At 45.7% G+C, this 16,575-nt stretch carries 14 protein-coding genes; 12 read left to right on the top strand and 2 right to left on the bottom strand.

Going from position 1 to position 16,575, the window contains the following annotated elements; all coding sequences use genetic code 11:
- Positions 1-128: 128 nt before the first annotated feature.
- On the bottom strand, positions 129-1,568 hold the full coding sequence (locus tag ACSR9A_RS03975) for a spore germination protein (RefSeq protein WP_473755776.1): 1,440 nt from the start codon (positions 1,566-1,568) through the stop codon (positions 129-131).
- Positions 1,569-1,765: 197 nt separating this feature from the next.
- Here ACSR9A_RS03975 and ACSR9A_RS03970 point away from each other — a divergent pair, with 197 nt between their 5' ends.
- The 8 genes from ACSR9A_RS03970 (at position 1,766) to ACSR9A_RS03935 (ending at position 11,097) form a co-directional block, all read left to right on the top strand.
- On the top strand, positions 1,766-2,326 hold the full coding sequence (locus tag ACSR9A_RS03970; RefSeq protein ID WP_473755775.1) for an NADPH-dependent FMN reductase: 561 nt from the start codon (positions 1,766-1,768) through the stop codon (positions 2,324-2,326).
- 44 nt (positions 2,327-2,370) lie between these two features.
- Positions 2,371-3,390 carry a helix-turn-helix domain-containing protein gene (locus tag ACSR9A_RS03965; protein WP_473755774.1) on the top strand — a complete coding sequence of 340 codons (1,020 nt, stop codon included), beginning with the start codon at positions 2,371-2,373 and terminating at the stop codon, positions 3,388-3,390.
- 132 nt (positions 3,391-3,522) lie between these two features.
- Positions 3,523-5,334, top strand: coding sequence for an ABC transporter ATP-binding protein (locus ACSR9A_RS03960; protein ID WP_473755772.1), 1,812 nt, complete (start codon positions 3,523-3,525; stop codon positions 5,332-5,334).
- On the top strand, positions 5,331-7,076 hold the full coding sequence (locus tag ACSR9A_RS03955) for an ABC transporter ATP-binding protein (protein WP_473755771.1): 1,746 nt from the start codon (positions 5,331-5,333) through the stop codon (positions 7,074-7,076). Before ACSR9A_RS03960 ends, ACSR9A_RS03955 begins: the two co-directional genes overlap by 4 nt.
- Positions 7,077-7,130: 54 nt before the next feature.
- Positions 7,131-8,111: an ABC transporter substrate-binding protein gene (locus ACSR9A_RS03950; RefSeq protein WP_473755769.1), complete on the top strand. Its 981-nt coding sequence runs from the start codon at positions 7,131-7,133 to the stop codon at positions 8,109-8,111.
- Positions 8,112-8,188: 77 nt separating this feature from the next.
- Positions 8,189-9,175, top strand: a complete 987-nt coding sequence (locus ACSR9A_RS03945) for a patatin-like phospholipase family protein (RefSeq protein WP_473755768.1) — start codon at positions 8,189-8,191, stop codon at positions 9,173-9,175.
- Positions 9,176-9,349: 174 nt separating this feature from the next.
- Positions 9,350-10,318 (top strand): alpha/beta hydrolase, encoded by a 969-nt coding sequence (locus tag ACSR9A_RS03940; protein WP_473755767.1) that lies wholly within the window; start codon positions 9,350-9,352, stop codon positions 10,316-10,318.
- A 104-nt stretch (positions 10,319-10,422) separates the two neighbouring features.
- A complete protein-coding gene (locus ACSR9A_RS03935; RefSeq protein WP_473755766.1) occupies positions 10,423-11,097 on the top strand; it encodes a response regulator transcription factor in 675 nt (224 codons plus the stop codon).
- 160 nt (positions 11,098-11,257) lie between these two features.
- Here the strand turns inward: ACSR9A_RS03935 and ACSR9A_RS03930 are convergent, their stop codons facing one another.
- Complete coding sequence (locus ACSR9A_RS03930; protein WP_473755765.1) at positions 11,258-12,277, bottom strand: zinc-dependent alcohol dehydrogenase; 1,020 nt, start codon at positions 12,275-12,277, stop codon at positions 11,258-11,260.
- 196 nt (positions 12,278-12,473) lie between these two features.
- Between ACSR9A_RS03930 and ACSR9A_RS03925 the strand changes: the two genes are divergently transcribed.
- The 4 genes from ACSR9A_RS03925 to ACSR9A_RS03910 all read left to right on the top strand — a co-directional run bounded on the left by ACSR9A_RS03925 (position 12,474) and on the right by ACSR9A_RS03910 (position 16,476).
- Positions 12,474-13,145 carry a response regulator transcription factor gene (locus ACSR9A_RS03925; protein WP_473755763.1) on the top strand — a complete coding sequence of 224 codons (672 nt, stop codon included), beginning with the start codon at positions 12,474-12,476 and terminating at the stop codon, positions 13,143-13,145.
- Positions 13,142-14,215 (top strand): HAMP domain-containing sensor histidine kinase, encoded by a 1,074-nt coding sequence (locus ACSR9A_RS03920; RefSeq protein WP_473755761.1) that lies wholly within the window; start codon positions 13,142-13,144, stop codon positions 14,213-14,215. Before ACSR9A_RS03925 ends, ACSR9A_RS03920 begins: the two co-directional genes overlap by 4 nt.
- Positions 14,216-14,420: 205 nt before the next feature.
- A complete protein-coding gene (locus ACSR9A_RS03915) occupies positions 14,421-14,954 on the top strand; it encodes a hypothetical protein (RefSeq protein WP_473755760.1) in 534 nt (177 codons plus the stop codon).
- On the top strand, positions 14,890-16,476 hold the full coding sequence (locus ACSR9A_RS03910) for a methyl-accepting chemotaxis protein (RefSeq protein WP_473755758.1): 1,587 nt from the start codon (positions 14,890-14,892) through the stop codon (positions 16,474-16,476). Before ACSR9A_RS03915 ends, ACSR9A_RS03910 begins: the two co-directional genes overlap by 65 nt.
- The last annotated feature ends 99 nt before the right edge of the window (positions 16,477-16,575 follow it).

Below are 16,575 nucleotides of genomic sequence, written 5' to 3'. Positions count from 1 at the left end.
CCCCTTTTTTTAAATATAGGAAAGGACAGGATTGTTCCATCCTTTCTCTCTATTTCTCTATTTCTCGGATTGAAACGCGCAGCGCCACCAAAGGACGGAGGGCAGCCGCTTCACCTTGGACTTCAATTTTAACGTTTATTGCGAAGTGTAAACCAAGGAACACGAAATATGGCTTTCTCGGCTTCTTTTTTCTTAAACGGAGCGAATGGCGATAAATAGGGCAAACCTACCGATTGAATGGAGGCAAGCTGAACTCCCAGCATAAACAGCCCAATAATGATCCCGTAAAGCCCTAGAAGCGAAGCGAGCATCAGCATGAAAAACCGCAGCATCCGTATCGTCCCCGATAGAGAAATCGAAGGAATCGTGAACGAGGCAATCGCTGTGCCAGCAACAATCATGACCGATGGGGAAGAGATAATACCGGCTTGTACTGCGGATTCGCCAATAACGAGTGCTCCTACGATACTGATGGCAGATCCAATTGAACGGGGCATCCGAATGCTCGCCTCGCGCAGCCCCTCAAAAATGATTTCCATAATCAGCGCCTCCATTAAGACGGGAAAAGGAACGCCATCGCGTGCAGACAATATGCTGCTCAGGAGCTGCGGAGGCACCATCTCCGGGTGGTAAGTCAAAATGCCGACATAGGTAGAGGGCAGAAGCAGCGTAATGAAAAAACCGGCATAACGAATCCACCGAATGAAAGTAGCTACAGGGTAAGCCAAATATAAATCCTCGGTCGTCTTGAGCAAATGAAACAGCGTACAAGGCAGGGCGAGCACAAATGGAGTGCCATCGACCACAATGGCCACACGACCGTCCAATATAATGCCAGCCACATCATCAGGCCGCTCGGTACTGTATACCGTAGGGAAAAAGGAGGTAGGGCTGTCTTTAATAATCTCCTCAATATAGTGGGATTCCAATACCGCATCGATATCGATTTTCTGAAGCCGTTTGCGTATTTCGTCAACCGTTTCCTTCGCTGCCCGGTCATGAATATAGACCATCGCTACTTTGGTATGCGACAAGTTGCCAACCGTCAGCGTTTCCACACGAAAAGCCTTGTCGCGAATACGCCTGCGTATGAGCGAAATGTTGACGCCCAAAGCTTCGACGAAGCCATCTCGCGGGCCGCGGATGACACTGGATGAAGCTGGTTCATCAATGCTGCGGGTTTCAAGGCCTTGCGTATTGACCGCAATGGCTCCTTCGCTGTCATCTACTAAAATAATCGTCCAGCCGCAAACGAGCAGAGGCACGCATTCCTCGCACGTATAAACCATTTTCACATGATTGGCTGTCAGTATGTAGCTGCAAAGCAGCTGATGAGGCGATTCGCTTTGATCCAGCAGCTTCATCTGCTGAGTTCCTGAAATGAGCGGCGAAATGACATCGGTATTTAAATTTTGCTTGCTTACGAGTCCGTCTATCCAGACGACAGAGACTGGAATGCGTTCCTCGCCAATCAAGCAGTTTCTTGTTGATAAATCTGAGCTGTTGCCAAGCTCGGACACTAGCTCATTATAAAGGTCGCGCGTCGTGTTTACCTTGCTCTCGGGCATGATGCTGCAGCTCCTTTTGCTAAAGCTAGTCATGTTCGTACGTACCACATATTTATTGTGGCTAAAATTGGTTTTATTATTCGATGAATGCACAGCGTATTTTGAATTGAATAGCTAGTCAATTTTTTGGAAAGCAAGTAAGATGGTAGGTAAGGTAACGATCGAATCAAGCGTTACGGAGAAAGGGGCTAATTAAAATGGCAAAAACAATTGGACTAATCGTAGGGAGCCTACGGGAAAATTCATATAATCGAATGGTGGCCCAGACGCTAAGCGAACTGGATGCTACTCTTGCATTCAAGTGGATTGAGCTTAAGGAGCTTCCTTTGTTTAATGAAGATTTGGAAGCGGGAGACGGACCAGAGGCGGTACAGGTATTTAAGGCGGCTATTCAAGCAGTGGATGGCGTCATTATTGTATCGCCGGAGTACAACTCAGGCATTCCCGGCGTGCTTAAAAATGCGATTGACTGGGCATCCAGACCATCTCGCGGCTCCGTACTGCGCAGAAAGCCATTCGGCCTAATTGGCGCAACGCCGGGCGGCATGGGAACCGTTCATGCCCAGCTTCAAACTAGGCATATCCTGGAGTCCGTCCAGGCGCAGGTGCTTCCTTTTCAAAAGCTGCTTATTTCACAAGTGCACACGAAAGTGGATGCGGAGCAGCATCGCCTAACGGATGAGAAGACGAAGGAATATTTGCTCGCTTATTTGCAAAAGTTTGTCCATTGGATCGATCATGTTCCTGCATTGGATTAACAACTAAGATTTTAGCCAGCACACGTGGGGGAGGAGTCCATTAAATGGAATCGACATCAGGAGAAAGATGGTATGAAATTGCCAATACGGTTAATCAAAGCTGCGTTTTAGCAGATCATTTAAATCAGCTGTATCGCTCCAGCTCCTTGGAACAGAGGGTAAATATGCCGGAAGAGCTAGGGCGCGGCTATTGGCAGCTTAGCCAGATTCAATCGTCCATGGAGCTCGTGTTATGCGATGCCTCCTTTAATAGAGAGACGACATTGCAAAGCCTGGAGCGGGATAACAGCTTAAAACTAAGCTTTTGTCTAGGGCAAAGCCTCCAATGGAATGCAGAAGGGCTTAGAAAAGAATATCATTTGGAGCATGGGGAAGTTTCGGCGTTTGGCCTTCTTCCTACGAACAGCAGCTGCCAGTTTAACGTCAATCAGCATATACGCGGTCTAACTCTCAAATTGGATCGCTTAACGGAGATTGGCGCTCTGCAGCAGCTGCCGCTGCATAAAATTTCATCCATTTTGACTGAAAAGCGTGAGCCGTTTCATCATTCCTCCATGACTTTGGGGATGAAACGGATTACGCAAGATATTTTTCACTGCCATTATCAGGGTGCTGTTAAGCATCTTTATTTAAGCGGAAAGGTACTCGAGCTGCTTGCCGTATATTTCAATGAAGCGATTTTGCAAAAGCACTCCGAGCCACGCTTGCCCGGATTATCCCGCACCGATATCGACAGCCTGCACCGCGCCAAGCAAATTGTGGATGCGCAATTGGTAACACCCCCTAGCCTAGAAGCGCTGAGCAAGCTCGTTTGCTTGAATGAGTTTAAACTCAAGAAAGGGTTCAAGCTGCTATTTGGCCTGCCCGTTCATGCTTATATTATTGATCGAAGACTAGACGACGCCTATCGTTTGCTTGAAGAAGGGAAGCTTAACATTACCGCAGCGGCAGCAGCCGTTGGCTTCAGTAAAGCGAGTCATTTTTCAGAACAATTCAAGCGAAAATACGGGATCAACCCCTCTGAATATTTCAAATCCTCCTCGCTAAAGGGCATCCGCCGCTAAAAATCCGGTTTTGGGTCATCCTGCTCCCGATTTGGGTATCCGGTGAAAGCAGACATATGCGATATTAGCTTATATCTCACACGCTTTGTTTGAGAATGATTTTTAATATCAACGATGTTGGGACGGAGTGAAATGAATACGAAATCAGAAGTGTCCGGTTTGATGCAAATCGCTGGCGAGCGGAAAGGGCTGTTAATAACGGCCAGTATTTTCTCGACCCTTTCGAGCCTGCTGCAAATTGTACCGTTTATTGCGGTATATAAAATCGTGCAGGAGCTGCTCATTCATGCGCAGCAGCCAGCCAATATGAACAAAGAGCTGCTCATCGCTTGGGGAATCGTCGCCTTTGTCTCCTTGCTTGCCATGCTGGCCGCGATGTATGTCGGGGGAATGTGCTCGCATATTGCGGCTTTCAACATTCTCTACGAGCTTCGGGTGCGGCTTGCAGAGCATGTGGCGAAAGTGCCAATGGGGTACCATACGAAAACGGCAACGGGCGAGCTCAAGAAAATTATTGAGGTGAGTGTTGAAAAGATTGAAAAGTTTATCGCCCATCAGCTGCCCGATCTTATCAGCGCTCTCGTCATACCCGTTGTGTTAATCGGCTATTTGTTTTGGCTGGATTACCGAATGGCACTCGTATTAATGCTCCCTATTGGCGCAGGTTTGTGGCTGCAAACCCGTCTGTTCGGCAGTAAAGCTGGCAGGGAGGCGTACCGCGAATTTCAGTATGCCATTGAAGAGATGAATGCAACGGGAGTCGAATACGTACGGGGAATGCCGGCTGTTAAAGTGTTCGGCATCACCGCAGATTCGTTTCTGACGTTCAAGCAAGCCGTTATGAAATACCGTGATGTTTCTTTGAGAATTACGGACATTTGCAAAACGTCATACAGTCTCTTTTTTGTCATCATTATTTCGCTATTTACGTTCGTCGTTCCGATCGGCCTACTGCTGTTCAGCGGTCAAGCTGGCAGCCAATCCTTCGCTATTACGTTTATTTTGTTCCTCATCGTTACACCGAGCCTATCGGCACCACTGCTGAAGCTCATGCATTTAGGAAGCGGGCTGCGGGAAATTGTCGAGGGCCATAAGCGAATTGAGTCCGTGTTTGCGGAAAAGATTGTTGTGGAGCCGGCTTCGCCCCAATTGCCTGATCATTATGACATTGCTTTTCAAAACGTTACCTTTGCTTATGAACAGAAGGAAAGCAAAGATTTTAAGCCCGTTCTGCAAAATGTAAATTTTGTAGCGCATGCTGGCGAGCTCACTGCCTTAGTAGGACCATCAGGCGGAGGGAAGTCAACCATTGCGAGCTTACTGCTGCGGTTTTGGGAGGTGCAGGAGGGCGTCATTACGATTGGCGGTATTCCTATTCATGACATTGGGACTGACAAGCTGATGGAGCTGGTGTCCTTTGTTTTTCAAGATGTTCACCTCTTTTACGACACAATTGAGGAAAACATTCGGATGGGCAACACGTCAGCCACCAGGGATGAAGTGCTGGCAGCTGCAAAAACGGCATGCTGTCATGAATTTATCGAGAAGCTAGGCCAAGGCTACGACACCAAAATTGGCCAAGGCGGCACCTATTTATCCGGCGGTGAGGCTCAGCGCATTGCGATTGCCAGAGCCTTGCTTAAACGCGCCCCGATACTCGTACTCGATGAAGCAACAGCCTATGCCGATGCTGAAAATGAATACAACATCCAGCAGGGCATCGCCCAATTGGTGAAGGGTAAAACCGTCATTATAATCGCCCATCGTCTTTCCACCATCCGTTCAGCAGAGCAGATTCTCGTCGTCAAGCAGGGCGGCATTGTCGAGCAAGGCACACACGAGCAACTGCGCAGGAAGCAGGGGCTGTATGAGCAGATGTGGCAGGCTCATCAAAGCGCGGCCTCGTGGAAATTGGGCGTTAGAGGAGGCGAGCCTCACCTGTGAAAAATTATTTTTATAACATTTCCGGCGGTTTGCCAAAAAGCTTATGGCCTTCTGCTGCTGCCGCTATTTTAGACGGGATTGCCAAAATCATTCCTGCAGCGCTGCTTGTTGATCTTTTTAATACGATTTATGTATCATTTGCCCATCCAGCGCTTGGACTGAATACGAATCGCATGTGGATCGTTTGCAGCATCCTATTCGCCTGGCTGCTCGTAGAATATGCAGCTTATGCTTCCCTGTATGATAAAACGTACCGAGCGGCCTACAGCCTGTCTGCAACGGGCCGATTAAAGCTGGCAGAGCATATTCGCCACCTATCGCTTGGTTTTTTTGGCAAGCGGGATCCCGGTGATTTGACGAATCTGATTTTAAGCGATTATGGACAGGTGGAGCATACGATTTCTCACAATGTGCCGCAGCTCATCAGCGCTGTCGTGCTGCCCATTATGGCGCTTACCGGGCTTATATGGCTGGACTATCGAATGGCGCTGGCGATGTTTATCGCCGTTCCGCTTGGGGCTTTGTTATTGTGGCTGACGGATACGCTTCAAGCACGGCTTAGCGAAAATCATGTGCAAGCTAAAAATGAGGCTGCCAGCCGTCTTCAGGAATATTTGACGGGCATTCGTGAAATTAAAGCTCATAATATGGGCGGCAAACGCTTTGAGCGGCTGCGCCTTTCGTTTGACCGTCTTAAACAGGCGTCGATCCGGCTGGAAGCAATTATGGGACCAATGATTATGGGCGCGATGCTGCTTGCCCGTTCAGGAATGACGCTGATGATTTGGACCGGCAGCTATTTGCTCGTCGGCGGAAGCTTGTCTTTGCCTGTCTTTCTGCTGTTTCTGCTCGTTGGTACAAAAATCTTTGAGCCCTTGACGATTGTGCTGATGAATTACGGTGAAATGCGTTATTCCGCGTATAGTGCCCAGCGAATTATGGATGTTCAGCAGGAGAGGGCGATGGAAGGCAGCGCAGATATAGCGGCTGCTCATCCCAGCATTATTTTTGATCAGGTGACCTTCGGGTATGAGGCGCAGACGGCTGTGCTCAGCGACGTATCCTTTACGATTAAGCCCAAAACGATTACGGCGCTTGTTGGTGCATCGGGGAGCGGTAAAAGCACAGTTACCCGTCTAATTGCGAGGTTTTGGGACATTCAGGCGGGGACGATTTACATTGGCGAGCAATCCATCCGTACGATTGCTCCCGAGAAGCTGCTGCAGCACATTTCGATCGTCTTTCAGGATGTTTATTTGTTTCAGGATACGATCGGAAATAACATTCGAATTGGCAAAATGGATGCTACCCAAGCGGAGATTGAAGCAGCGGCGAAGCGTGCATGCTGTCATGACTTTATATCGGCGCTTCCGCAGGGCTACAATACGCCAGTTGGGGAAGGCGGCTCGACGCTGTCAGGAGGTGAAAAACAGCGAATATCGATTGCACGCGCGCTGCTGAAGGACGCTTCCATTATTTTACTAGATGAGGCTACGGCTTCTCTTGATCCTGAAAATGAAGCGGCTGTCCAGCAAGCGATTAATGCGCTGGTAGCGGATAAAACGGTTATTTTGATCGCCCATCGCCTTAAAACGATTCAAAACGCAGATAACATTATTGTGCTGGATCAAGGGCGTTTGGTCGAGGAAGGAACACATGACAAGCTGCTGGACGGGCATGGCATTTACTCCCGTTTGTGGCATTTGCAGCAGCAGGCCGAAGGCTGGCAGGTTAAAACCTGAGCCGAGCCAGCTAGCTTATTATCTAGCTTACACATTTTGAGAGGGGAAACTACGATGAAAAAGACAGTTATGATGTTGGTATTAAGTTGCATGATCATATTGGCGGGCTGCGGAAGTCAGAGCACGAATGGGACAGAGGCGAATAGCAAGCCTGAAACGACGGCAAGCGCTGAAGCGGCAAGTACAACGAAAACGGTGAAAAACCCAAATGGGGAAGAGGTAGTTGTTCCACTCAAGCCTCAGCGCGTTGCCGATCTTTCTGGAGCAACTGAGGAACTGCTGCTGCTTGGCATTGCACCTATTGCTACCGCAAATGCAGATTACGGCAATCAAAGCGAGCTGTCGCCGACTATTAAAGATCTTATGAGCAAGGATACCATTAATTTGGACTGGTATGCTGAGCCCATCAATATTGAGCTGGTAACAGCCGCAGATCCGGATTTAATTATTTTGGGCACCACGTTTAATACGGAAATGTATGAGCAGCTTAGCCAGATTGCTCCTACCATTATTATTCCCCATGCCTATTATGAATGGAGAGAGCGCTTCAGTTTCCTGGCCGAGCTGTTTAATGAAGAGGAAAAAATGAAGCAATGGATAGCCGATTATGATGCAGCAGCAACGCAATGGAAAGAAAAGTTAGCGCCGGTCATCAAGGATGAATCCTTCGGAATGGTTGAAACGTATCCGAACAACATCGTTATTTACTCTACTACGGGATCGGCGGAGCTCATTTATAAAGATCTAGGCTTTAAACGTACGGAAGGCATACCTGATCCCGAAGCTTGGGGTGGCAAGGAAATCAGCCTGGAGGGCTTGTCCACGATCAATCCAGAGAATATGCTTATAATGGAAAATGCTGAAAATAAAATGGCAGACAGCAACGTTTGGAACACTATAACGGCTGTTCAAAAAGGCAACATTTATAAAATTACGAATGTCGATAACTATAACTATTCCTATACGGCTATGGGCCGGTTGCAACTGCTGAACCGTGTGGGACAGCTTATTTTGGACAATCACAAGGATTCGTAATATCAGGCATAAAACAAAATGCGAAGAAGCAAAATACTCCTTTAAGCAGATATGTGCAAAGGAGGAGGATGCTGAAAATGAAAGCCGATGCTGTTTTTGAAGGCGGTGGCGTGAAGGGCATCGCTTTTGTAGGCGCAATTGAAGCCATGGAGGCTAAGGGCTATACGTGGAACAAGCTGGCGGGAACCTCAGCTGGAGCGATAGTCGCGGCTTTATTAGCCTGTGATTACAAGAGTTCCGAAATTAAACAATTGATGCAGTCTCTAGATTACCTAAAATTACTCGGGCGAACAGGAATGAACAACTTGCCCATTTTGAACAAGGCGCTTCCATTGATGGTGAAGTCCGGTATTTATAATAACCATATTTTGGAGCAGATTATGACGGAGTGGTTGAAGAAAAAGGGGATTGAAACGTTCGGGGATCTTCCCGAAGGGAAGCTATCCATCCTTGCATCAAACATAAGCAATGGAAAAATCGTTGTGTTTCCCAAAGATTTGCCCCACTATGGTTTATCAGCGGCTACTTTTCCGATAGCGGCGGCTGTAAGAATGAGTACTACGCTGCCTTTCTTTTTTCAGCCTTATTTGTGGCAAACAGCAATTAATAAGAAGCCCTATTATATGCTTGATGGCGGCATGCTTAGTAATTATCCAATCTGGCTGTTTGATGTGCAGGGAATTCCCCGGTGGCCAACTTTTGGTTTCCGATTGTCGGAGAAGCATACCTATGCGCAGTCCCAGAATATTAATGGCCCGGTATCTATGCTCAAAGCTATATTTAAAACGATGCTGCAGGCTCATGATCAGCGCCATGTGGATGAACATTCGGAAGATCGAACGATTTTCATACCCACCGGAACGGTAACGACGACAAACTTTGATTTAACGGAAGGCGACAAGCAATCGTTATTATTGTCAGGTCAAGAGGCGGCGGAGAAATTTTTAGGGAAATGGGATTTTGAACAATATAAACATAAGTTTAGAGAAAAAGAAAATACAGCGGCTATTTCTCTTCTTCCAGGTGAAAGCCAGCCACATGATGAAACAACTTTGTATCACTAAAAAGTAAAGGTTGGCAATCAGGCTGTTGCTGCTGCAGAGCATTATTTTGCGGCGGCAACAGCTTATTTTTTCGGCAGATTATACAAATCATTAATTAAGCTGGAATTAAGCTGATGTTTTCTCTTACATAAGATTGATAAACTATAATGAGGGGAGATAAGGGGAGTGTGACAGATGAGAAAATGGCTTAAAAGATTAGGGAAGACCGTTATTTTTGGTTTGCTTGCTATCGTTGTTCTACTTGGTGCAGGATTGATTTATGAACAGGCAAGCAAAAGCAGAGATCTGAAATCTTACACACCTAGCGGGACACTATACAAGGTGGATGGGGAAAATATGCATTTATATACGGGCGGCCAAGGGGAGGTAACCGTTGTATTTGCTTCTGGTTGGGGCACGGCCAATCCCTATGTGGATTTTTCTCCGCTGTATGAAAAGCTGGCGCCTCATGTGAAAATCGCAGTTTATGACAGGTTTGGCTATGGATATAGTGATACGACAGATAAGAAGCGTGACATCGATACGATAACGAATGAAATTCACCAATTGCTGGAGGCATCTGGTCAAAAGCCGCCTTACCTGCTTGTGGCACATTCGTTAGGAGCGCTTGAAACGATCCGCTATGCACAGAAATACCCGGAAGAAGTGCAAGGTATTGTGATGCTTGATGGTGGAAGTCCAGAATATTATTACAACGATTCTGAACAACCAGCAAGCAGTCTCCTTAATAAGCTGCTGATCAAAACGGGTGTGATACGAATGCTATTTCAATCCGACAGTGTTTTCGAAAGCTCACTTGCAGCCCGAAACGGATTGAGGTTTGTGCCCGATGACTTGAAGAAAATTGACCGGACCGCAACGCTGCTCAAGCTCGAAAATGCGAATATAGAGGATGAGCTGAAGCAATCTCAGGCTAATGCGAAGATCGTATTGGATGCGAAACAGCCGTTTCCTTTTCCGCTCACAATATTGACGGCCGATTACCTAGGGGTTAGCGAAGATCTCTGGACCAAAAGCCAAGCGGAGTTTACCTCCTGGTCATTGCAGCCGAAGCAAATCGTAATGAAAGACACCGAGCATTATATTCATCAATACCAGCCGGAGCTTGTTGCGGATGAAATATTAGCTTTGGCTAAGCGGTAGATTCGAGTGGCATTATGATGTAGGAAGAATAAGGGCAATTCCATTTTAATTATAGTATAATGGTTACTTCAATAGGAGATGGAAAAGAGGAAAAGAGGGACCGAATGCTTACTATACTGGTTGCTGACGATGATGCGAACATTCGCGAACTTGTCTGTTTATTTCTGCGCAACGATGGTTTCGCAACCGTCGAAGCCGCGGACGGCAAGGAAGCACTAGCCGTCTACTCCTCAACGCATGTCGATCTTGTTGTGCTCGATATTATGATGCCGATTATGGATGGGTGGACGTTATGCAAGGAGCTCCGAAGAGCCAATCCTGATCTTCCGTTACTTATGCTTACTGCGCGAGGTGAAACATGGGAGAAAGTGAAGGGGTTCGAGCTTGGGACGGACGACTATTTGACGAAACCATTCGACCCATTGGAGTTGACGGCTCGGGTTAGGGCGTTACTGAAACGATACCGTATTGGCTCCACGCAGACGATTCAGTTCGGCGATGTCATCCTTGATCGGCAATCCTATAAGGTGATGAGAGGAACAGAGTCGCTCACATTGCCACTCAAAGAATTCGAATTGCTGTATAAGCTCGCTGGAACTCCCGGACAAGTTTATACGCGCGAGCAGCTGATCGATCAAATTTGGGGAATCAATTACGCCGGAGATGATCGAACGATAGACGTACATATTAAACGCCTGCGCGAACGGTTCGGGACTACACCGGAATTTCGCATTGAGACGGTGCGCGGACTTGGCTACCGTCTTGAGGTTTACGAATGATCAGCTCCTTATATACATGCGTCGTGCTCCTATTTTTGGTCTCCGTGATCGGGGGCACGATCATTTCTTTTACGATAAAAGCTCTTGTCCCAATCAAGGACAAGAGCTTTTATTTATTGCTGAGTTCTCATTGGAAAGCAGTCGAAAGGCAGTAGAGATTTTATGTTAAATCTACAACCACTTTAACAGTGCCTTTCGCGTCAATGGCTTTAGTAAAGGCTTCCTGAATATCATTAAGCTTATATACCTGCGTTATAAGAGTGGAGAGCTCATTTTTAAAGCTTGAAAGATGCTCTACGACCTTGGAAAAATCTTCGTGGGTGTATCCGCTAGAGCCTTTAATCTGCACTTCTTTTGACATGATCTGCTGCAGGCTGATCGGGACCTCGGTTTTATAAACCGCAATAATGGATATTCTGGCTTTAGGTTTTACGATTTTCATTATTGTTTCAAACAACACCGGAGCACCAGCTGCATCTATAAATACATCTACGTTTGGAACTTCAACCCCATAAACATTCACGGTGCCAAAATGTTCGGCCAATCCCTCCTCAAGAGTCGTTTCAGCTGTATTCACGGTTAAAGCTCCTAATCCGGCGGCTTTTGATAAACGCCATTCGTCCATGTCGACTACACAGACATTTTTCATGCCCTCGGCAATCAGGCTGGCAGCAGCGAGAAGACCAATAGGGCCTCCGCCCATAACGACAATGCGATCCTCAGGCTGCGGATTTGCACTGAAAGCCCCGTGCCGTCCTACGCTCATTGGTTCGATCAATGAAGCTACCTCTAAGGGAACACTTTTATCGATTTCATATAAGTTATAGTTAAGTTCAGCCTCTTCCACTAGGACGTACTGGGAAAATCCGGAGCATTCGAGGGATTTGCGTCTCCCGACTTTTTTCGCTGTAATGGGATTAATGCCTACACGCATTCCGATTTCGATCGGGGAAGCAACCTCTGAGCCTATTTCTACAACATCGCCAACCATTTCATGTCCAAATTCCGAACCCAGACTAATTCCCATATTGCCTGCCCCGACTTTGACAATATTGATATCTGTACCACATATCCCGCCGCGCAAGTTTCTTACGAGCACATCTTTAGGACCAACAGCAGGTATCTTTTTTTCTTCAATCCGAATGTCATTTTTGCCAGAATAGATCGCTGCTTTCATCATTTAACTTCACTCCTTATGAATAATGGCCTAATCATGCAATAATAATGTTTCAAAGTTGTTAAAATAATGTTTGTGAGATATTAATCAAAAAAATGACGATTCATGGAGCATCTAACCTTATTACTCGACTTTGCTTAAACAATTTTTTAACATCTGTCCATTATGATTACACTATTCCGTCAGAAAGGATGTTTTTATGATCCATATACTTGTTGTAGAGGACGATACAAAGCTTAATCAAATTATTTGCACCTTTCTGTCCAAAAATGGATACAACGCCAAAGGATGCCTGAACCCGCGCGAGGCCTATGATTTGATGTATAACCATATCTATGACCTTCTCATCTCCGATGTCATGATGCCGGAGATCGACGGTTTTGAATTTGCTGAGACCGTAAGGGATATAAATAAGACAATTCCCATCCTGTTTATTACTGCCCGTGACGATATTTCATCCAAACAAAGAGGGTTTCTTGCTGGCATTGACGATTACATGGTTAAGCCGGTTGATATGGACGAACTCGTTCTGCGAGTGGGGGCTCTGCTTCGAAGGGCGAATATTGCCCATGAGAAAAAACTGAGGGTAGGGAAGCTGTTGATGGATGCAGACGATATGACCACAACGGTGGACGGCAAGGAGGTTCCCGTAACGGTCAGGGAATTCAACATACTCTACAAATTGCTTTCCTATCCCAAACATACCTTTTCACGTGCTCAACTGATGGATGAGTTTTGGGGCCTCGAAAGTCAAACCAGCCTTCGTGCCGTGGATGTTTATATTGTCAAGCTTCGAGACAAGTTTTCCTGCTGTGAAGATTTCAAAATCAAGACGGTGCATGGCCTGGGCTACAAGGCAGTGCTGCAATGAACAACAATGGGAAACAAGATGTGAGAGTGAAGTCACCGCTTTTTTCATGGAAAGAGTTTCTGATCACTTATTTTTTGTTGTCTACGCTGACTGCAGGACAAGCATTAATCTATAATGCTTATACGCGGGTAGATTATGTCCCGTGGCCGTACATCTTTGGGATATCCGGCTATTGGATCATCGTAAGCCTCATTTTTTGCCTAGTTACCGCACGACAAAAGTACAAAGCCTTCGATAGGCCCATGCGAAAACTCAGCGAGGCGGCCAAACAGGTAGCAGAAGGCGACTTTTCAGTCTATCTCGAACCCGTCCACAGAGCGGACAAGAAGGACTATGTAGATGTGATGTTCGAGGATTTCAACAAGATGGTAGAGGAATTGAACAGCATTGAAACGCTCAAAAATGACTTCATTTCCAATGTGTCCCATGAAATCAAGACACCGCTGTCAGTCATTCACGGCTACGCCATGGCATTGCAGCAGGATGATTTGCCGCCTGAACTTCGGAAAGATTATACGGATACCATTATTTCTTCCACTAATAAGCTGGCAACGCTGGTAGTCAACATCCTCAAGCTGAACAAATTGGAAAATCAAGAGATTCTGCCTGCTGCCGAGCCCTATGATCTATGCAGGCAGCTATGCGATTGCGTGCTATATTTTGAAAACGCATGGGAAGAAAAAAATATTGAACTTAGGGTGGATATTGAAGAACGTGCCATCATTCACGCTGAAGAGAGCATGCTGGAGATCGTCTGGCATAATCTCTTCTCTAATGCTCTAAAATTCACAGTACCTGGAGGAACAATCACCTTAAAGCAGATTTCGGATGAAGATACAATTACCGTCATGGTATCTGATACGGGCTGTGGAATGAACGAGGAAACGATGAAGCATATTTTTGATAAATTTTATCAAGGCGATCCTTCCCATCATGCAGAGGGGAACGGTCTGGGTCTTGCGCTTTCGCTCCGCGTAATTGAATTGATAGGCGGCGTCATCTCGGTTAGGAGCGAGCCACAAGAGGGCACGACATTTACAGTCCAATTAAAAGGTAATAGTGAGCGATAAGCTAGTAAACGATAAACAGCAAGCAGGGCAGCCTGAATTCGAAACAATCGAATTCAGGCTGCTTATTTTATTTAAGGGCAGGAGGTCATGTTGACATAGATATTAATATTTCTCAAACATTTCTTAAGTAACTTATAAACAATTTATCGATACGTTAGGAACATCTAAGTTAAAGAAAAGCAATGGAAGGAGTGATGGAGAGGTCATGAGTGTGGTTATAAAAAACGAGAAAAATTTCGTGGGTTATGAGTATAAGGACATTACGGTAAAACATGACTCAAAGTCGATGTATGCCGATGGCTATACCCATTTTGGCTGGACACTGGAATGCACTTCAACCTCTTTGCAGCATGTTGGCTCCGTGACCATGAAGTTCAAGCGGAATCACAAGCTACGCAATAAAGCCGAACTGACCCGCCTGCAGCGGCATTTTGAAGCCTGTGTTATGGAAATTGAAACGTTGGAGTGTTCTAAGATCAGGATGGCTTCTGCCGTTGCCTATGTGATCGGAATTGCAGGAACAGCGTTCATGGCTGGCTCCGTGTTTGCTTATACTGCAAACATGCTGTTGCTTACGATTATTCTGGCTATTCCCGGTTTTGTAGGCTGGATCATCCCCTACTATTGCTTCCGCGGTATCCTCAGTAAAAAAACGGATAAAGTAGCACCCTTCATTGACAAAAAGTATGACGAAATCCACGAGGTGTGCGAAAAAGCCCATAGCCTGCTGGGAAAGTAAAAGGGATCTGGCTGATGTTCCAAAAGAAGAAGGACTTATGAATTCACATGTCGTTGAGGGGGAACAAACCATGAATAATAGCTTTTTCAAAACGAATACAGCAAAAGTAAACAACATCATCATCACTATTTTATGGCTTACTTTGATATCATTCTGTATCTTCATCGGCAGCGACCTGATTAGAATGGAAGTGGTATTTTCACTGCTACTAGAGCTTGTCCTTGCCACATGGCTAATTTATAGAAAAAAATCTCCAATTATGACGATGGTCATTTTGATGATCGCCATTTTAACCTGTACCACCCCGTACGTTGAATCACCCGGTGCAGGCATGCTCATTATGGTCGTTCTCTGTGTGATTTCGCTGTATATGAATAGAGTCCTGTTATTCGGATTTGGAAGCTTGTTCAATATTTCGTACATCGTGATTTATTATTCTAAGTATCAACAATTCGATACGACCTTTTTTATGACGATAGGTTTCATAGAACTGACGATTGTGGCTTTATATTTTGTCTGTAAACGAGGAAAAGATTTAATCCATGTTGCCCTTCAGAAAGAAGCGGAAGCTCATGAGCTAGTAGGGGCGCTGGATAATATGGTAGGCGTTATTCGCGAGAACACCTCCACATTAAATGCTGATATTGCCAGCTGCAACAACGATATCGGCGCTTTAAAGAATATGAGCAATACAATAACGGCGAACATACAGGAAGTGACGCAAGGGATTCATGACCAATCCGGAAGCATCACTCATATCAGTGAAATGATCAACAATGCCGATGGCCAAATGTCCGAGATTAATCAAATGTCACACAGCCTCGCCAGCATCTCGGAAGAAAACGGTAAAATCGTTCGCCAAAGCTCGGATCGAATTGTCCAAATGGGCAAACAAATGAATGTCATCCATTCAACGGTAACGGATTCATTGGCTACCGTTCAAGAATTGAACAAGAGCATGGATGATGTCAACACCTTCCTGTCGGCGATAAAGCAAATTTCCGATCAGACTAATTTGCTTGCCTTAAATGCTAATATTGAAGCAGCAAGGGCAGGGGAAGCCGGAGCAGGCTTTGCCGTCGTGGCGGATGAGGTTAAGAAATTGGCACAGGAATGCACGAATACGGTCAATCAAATTGATGAAATTATGGTTAATATCAAAATGAAAACACAGCTTGTGGTGGAGAAAACGAACAACGGCAGCGCAGCGGTTAAAGAAGGGGAAGCCATTACTAGTCAAGTGCTTGAAAGCTTTGACAACATTAGATCTACTTTTCAACATATTGATCAATACATAGCGAAGGAACTAGATATGACTGATCAAATGAGCCTGATTTTTACTCGAGTTCGCAACCAAGTTGATCATATTTCCGATATCTCTCAAAAACATGCAGCAGCAACAGATGGAGTGCTGAAGACAACACAAGAACAGGAATCCAATATGGATATGATTTATGAATTTGTCGGAAAAATGAATAATTCTAGCATCCGGCTTCAAGAACTGATTGAGAAAAATAGGTAGTCATTTCTGCTAAAATGCATTTCCCTGTCTGTTATTTGACAAGAGGAGAGTTCTCCGCTTAATATAAATAAGAGATTATATGGAAGGTTACCCACTTAA

It is taken from the genome of Paenibacillus sp. R-74696, assembly GCF_055814915.1.
This window is presented reverse-complemented; position numbering and strand designations above follow the sequence as displayed.

Coding starts and splice junctions, on each gene's coding strand:
- ACSR9A_RS03975 (WP_473755776.1), bottom strand. CDS start 1,568: ATGCCCGAGAGCAAGGTAAACACGACGCGCGACCTTTATAATGAGCTA.
- ACSR9A_RS03970 (WP_473755775.1), top strand. CDS start 1,766: ATGGCAAAAACAATTGGACTAATCGTAGGGAGCCTACGGGAAAATTCA.
- ACSR9A_RS03965 (WP_473755774.1), top strand. CDS start 2,371: ATGGAATCGACATCAGGAGAAAGATGGTATGAAATTGCCAATACGGTT.
- ACSR9A_RS03960 (WP_473755772.1), top strand. CDS start 3,523: ATGAATACGAAATCAGAAGTGTCCGGTTTGATGCAAATCGCTGGCGAG.
- ACSR9A_RS03950 (WP_473755769.1), top strand. CDS start 7,131: ATGAAAAAGACAGTTATGATGTTGGTATTAAGTTGCATGATCATATTG.
- ACSR9A_RS03945 (WP_473755768.1), top strand. CDS start 8,189: ATGAAAGCCGATGCTGTTTTTGAAGGCGGTGGCGTGAAGGGCATCGCT.
- ACSR9A_RS03940 (WP_473755767.1), top strand. CDS start 9,350: ATGAGAAAATGGCTTAAAAGATTAGGGAAGACCGTTATTTTTGGTTTG.
- ACSR9A_RS03935 (WP_473755766.1), top strand. CDS start 10,423: ATGCTTACTATACTGGTTGCTGACGATGATGCGAACATTCGCGAACTT.
- ACSR9A_RS03930 (WP_473755765.1), bottom strand. CDS start 12,277: ATGATGAAAGCAGCGATCTATTCTGGCAAAAATGACATTCGGATTGAA.
- ACSR9A_RS03925 (WP_473755763.1), top strand. CDS start 12,474: ATGATCCATATACTTGTTGTAGAGGACGATACAAAGCTTAATCAAATT.
- ACSR9A_RS03920 (WP_473755761.1), top strand. CDS start 13,142: ATGAACAACAATGGGAAACAAGATGTGAGAGTGAAGTCACCGCTTTTT.
- ACSR9A_RS03915 (WP_473755760.1), top strand. CDS start 14,421: ATGAGTGTGGTTATAAAAAACGAGAAAAATTTCGTGGGTTATGAGTAT.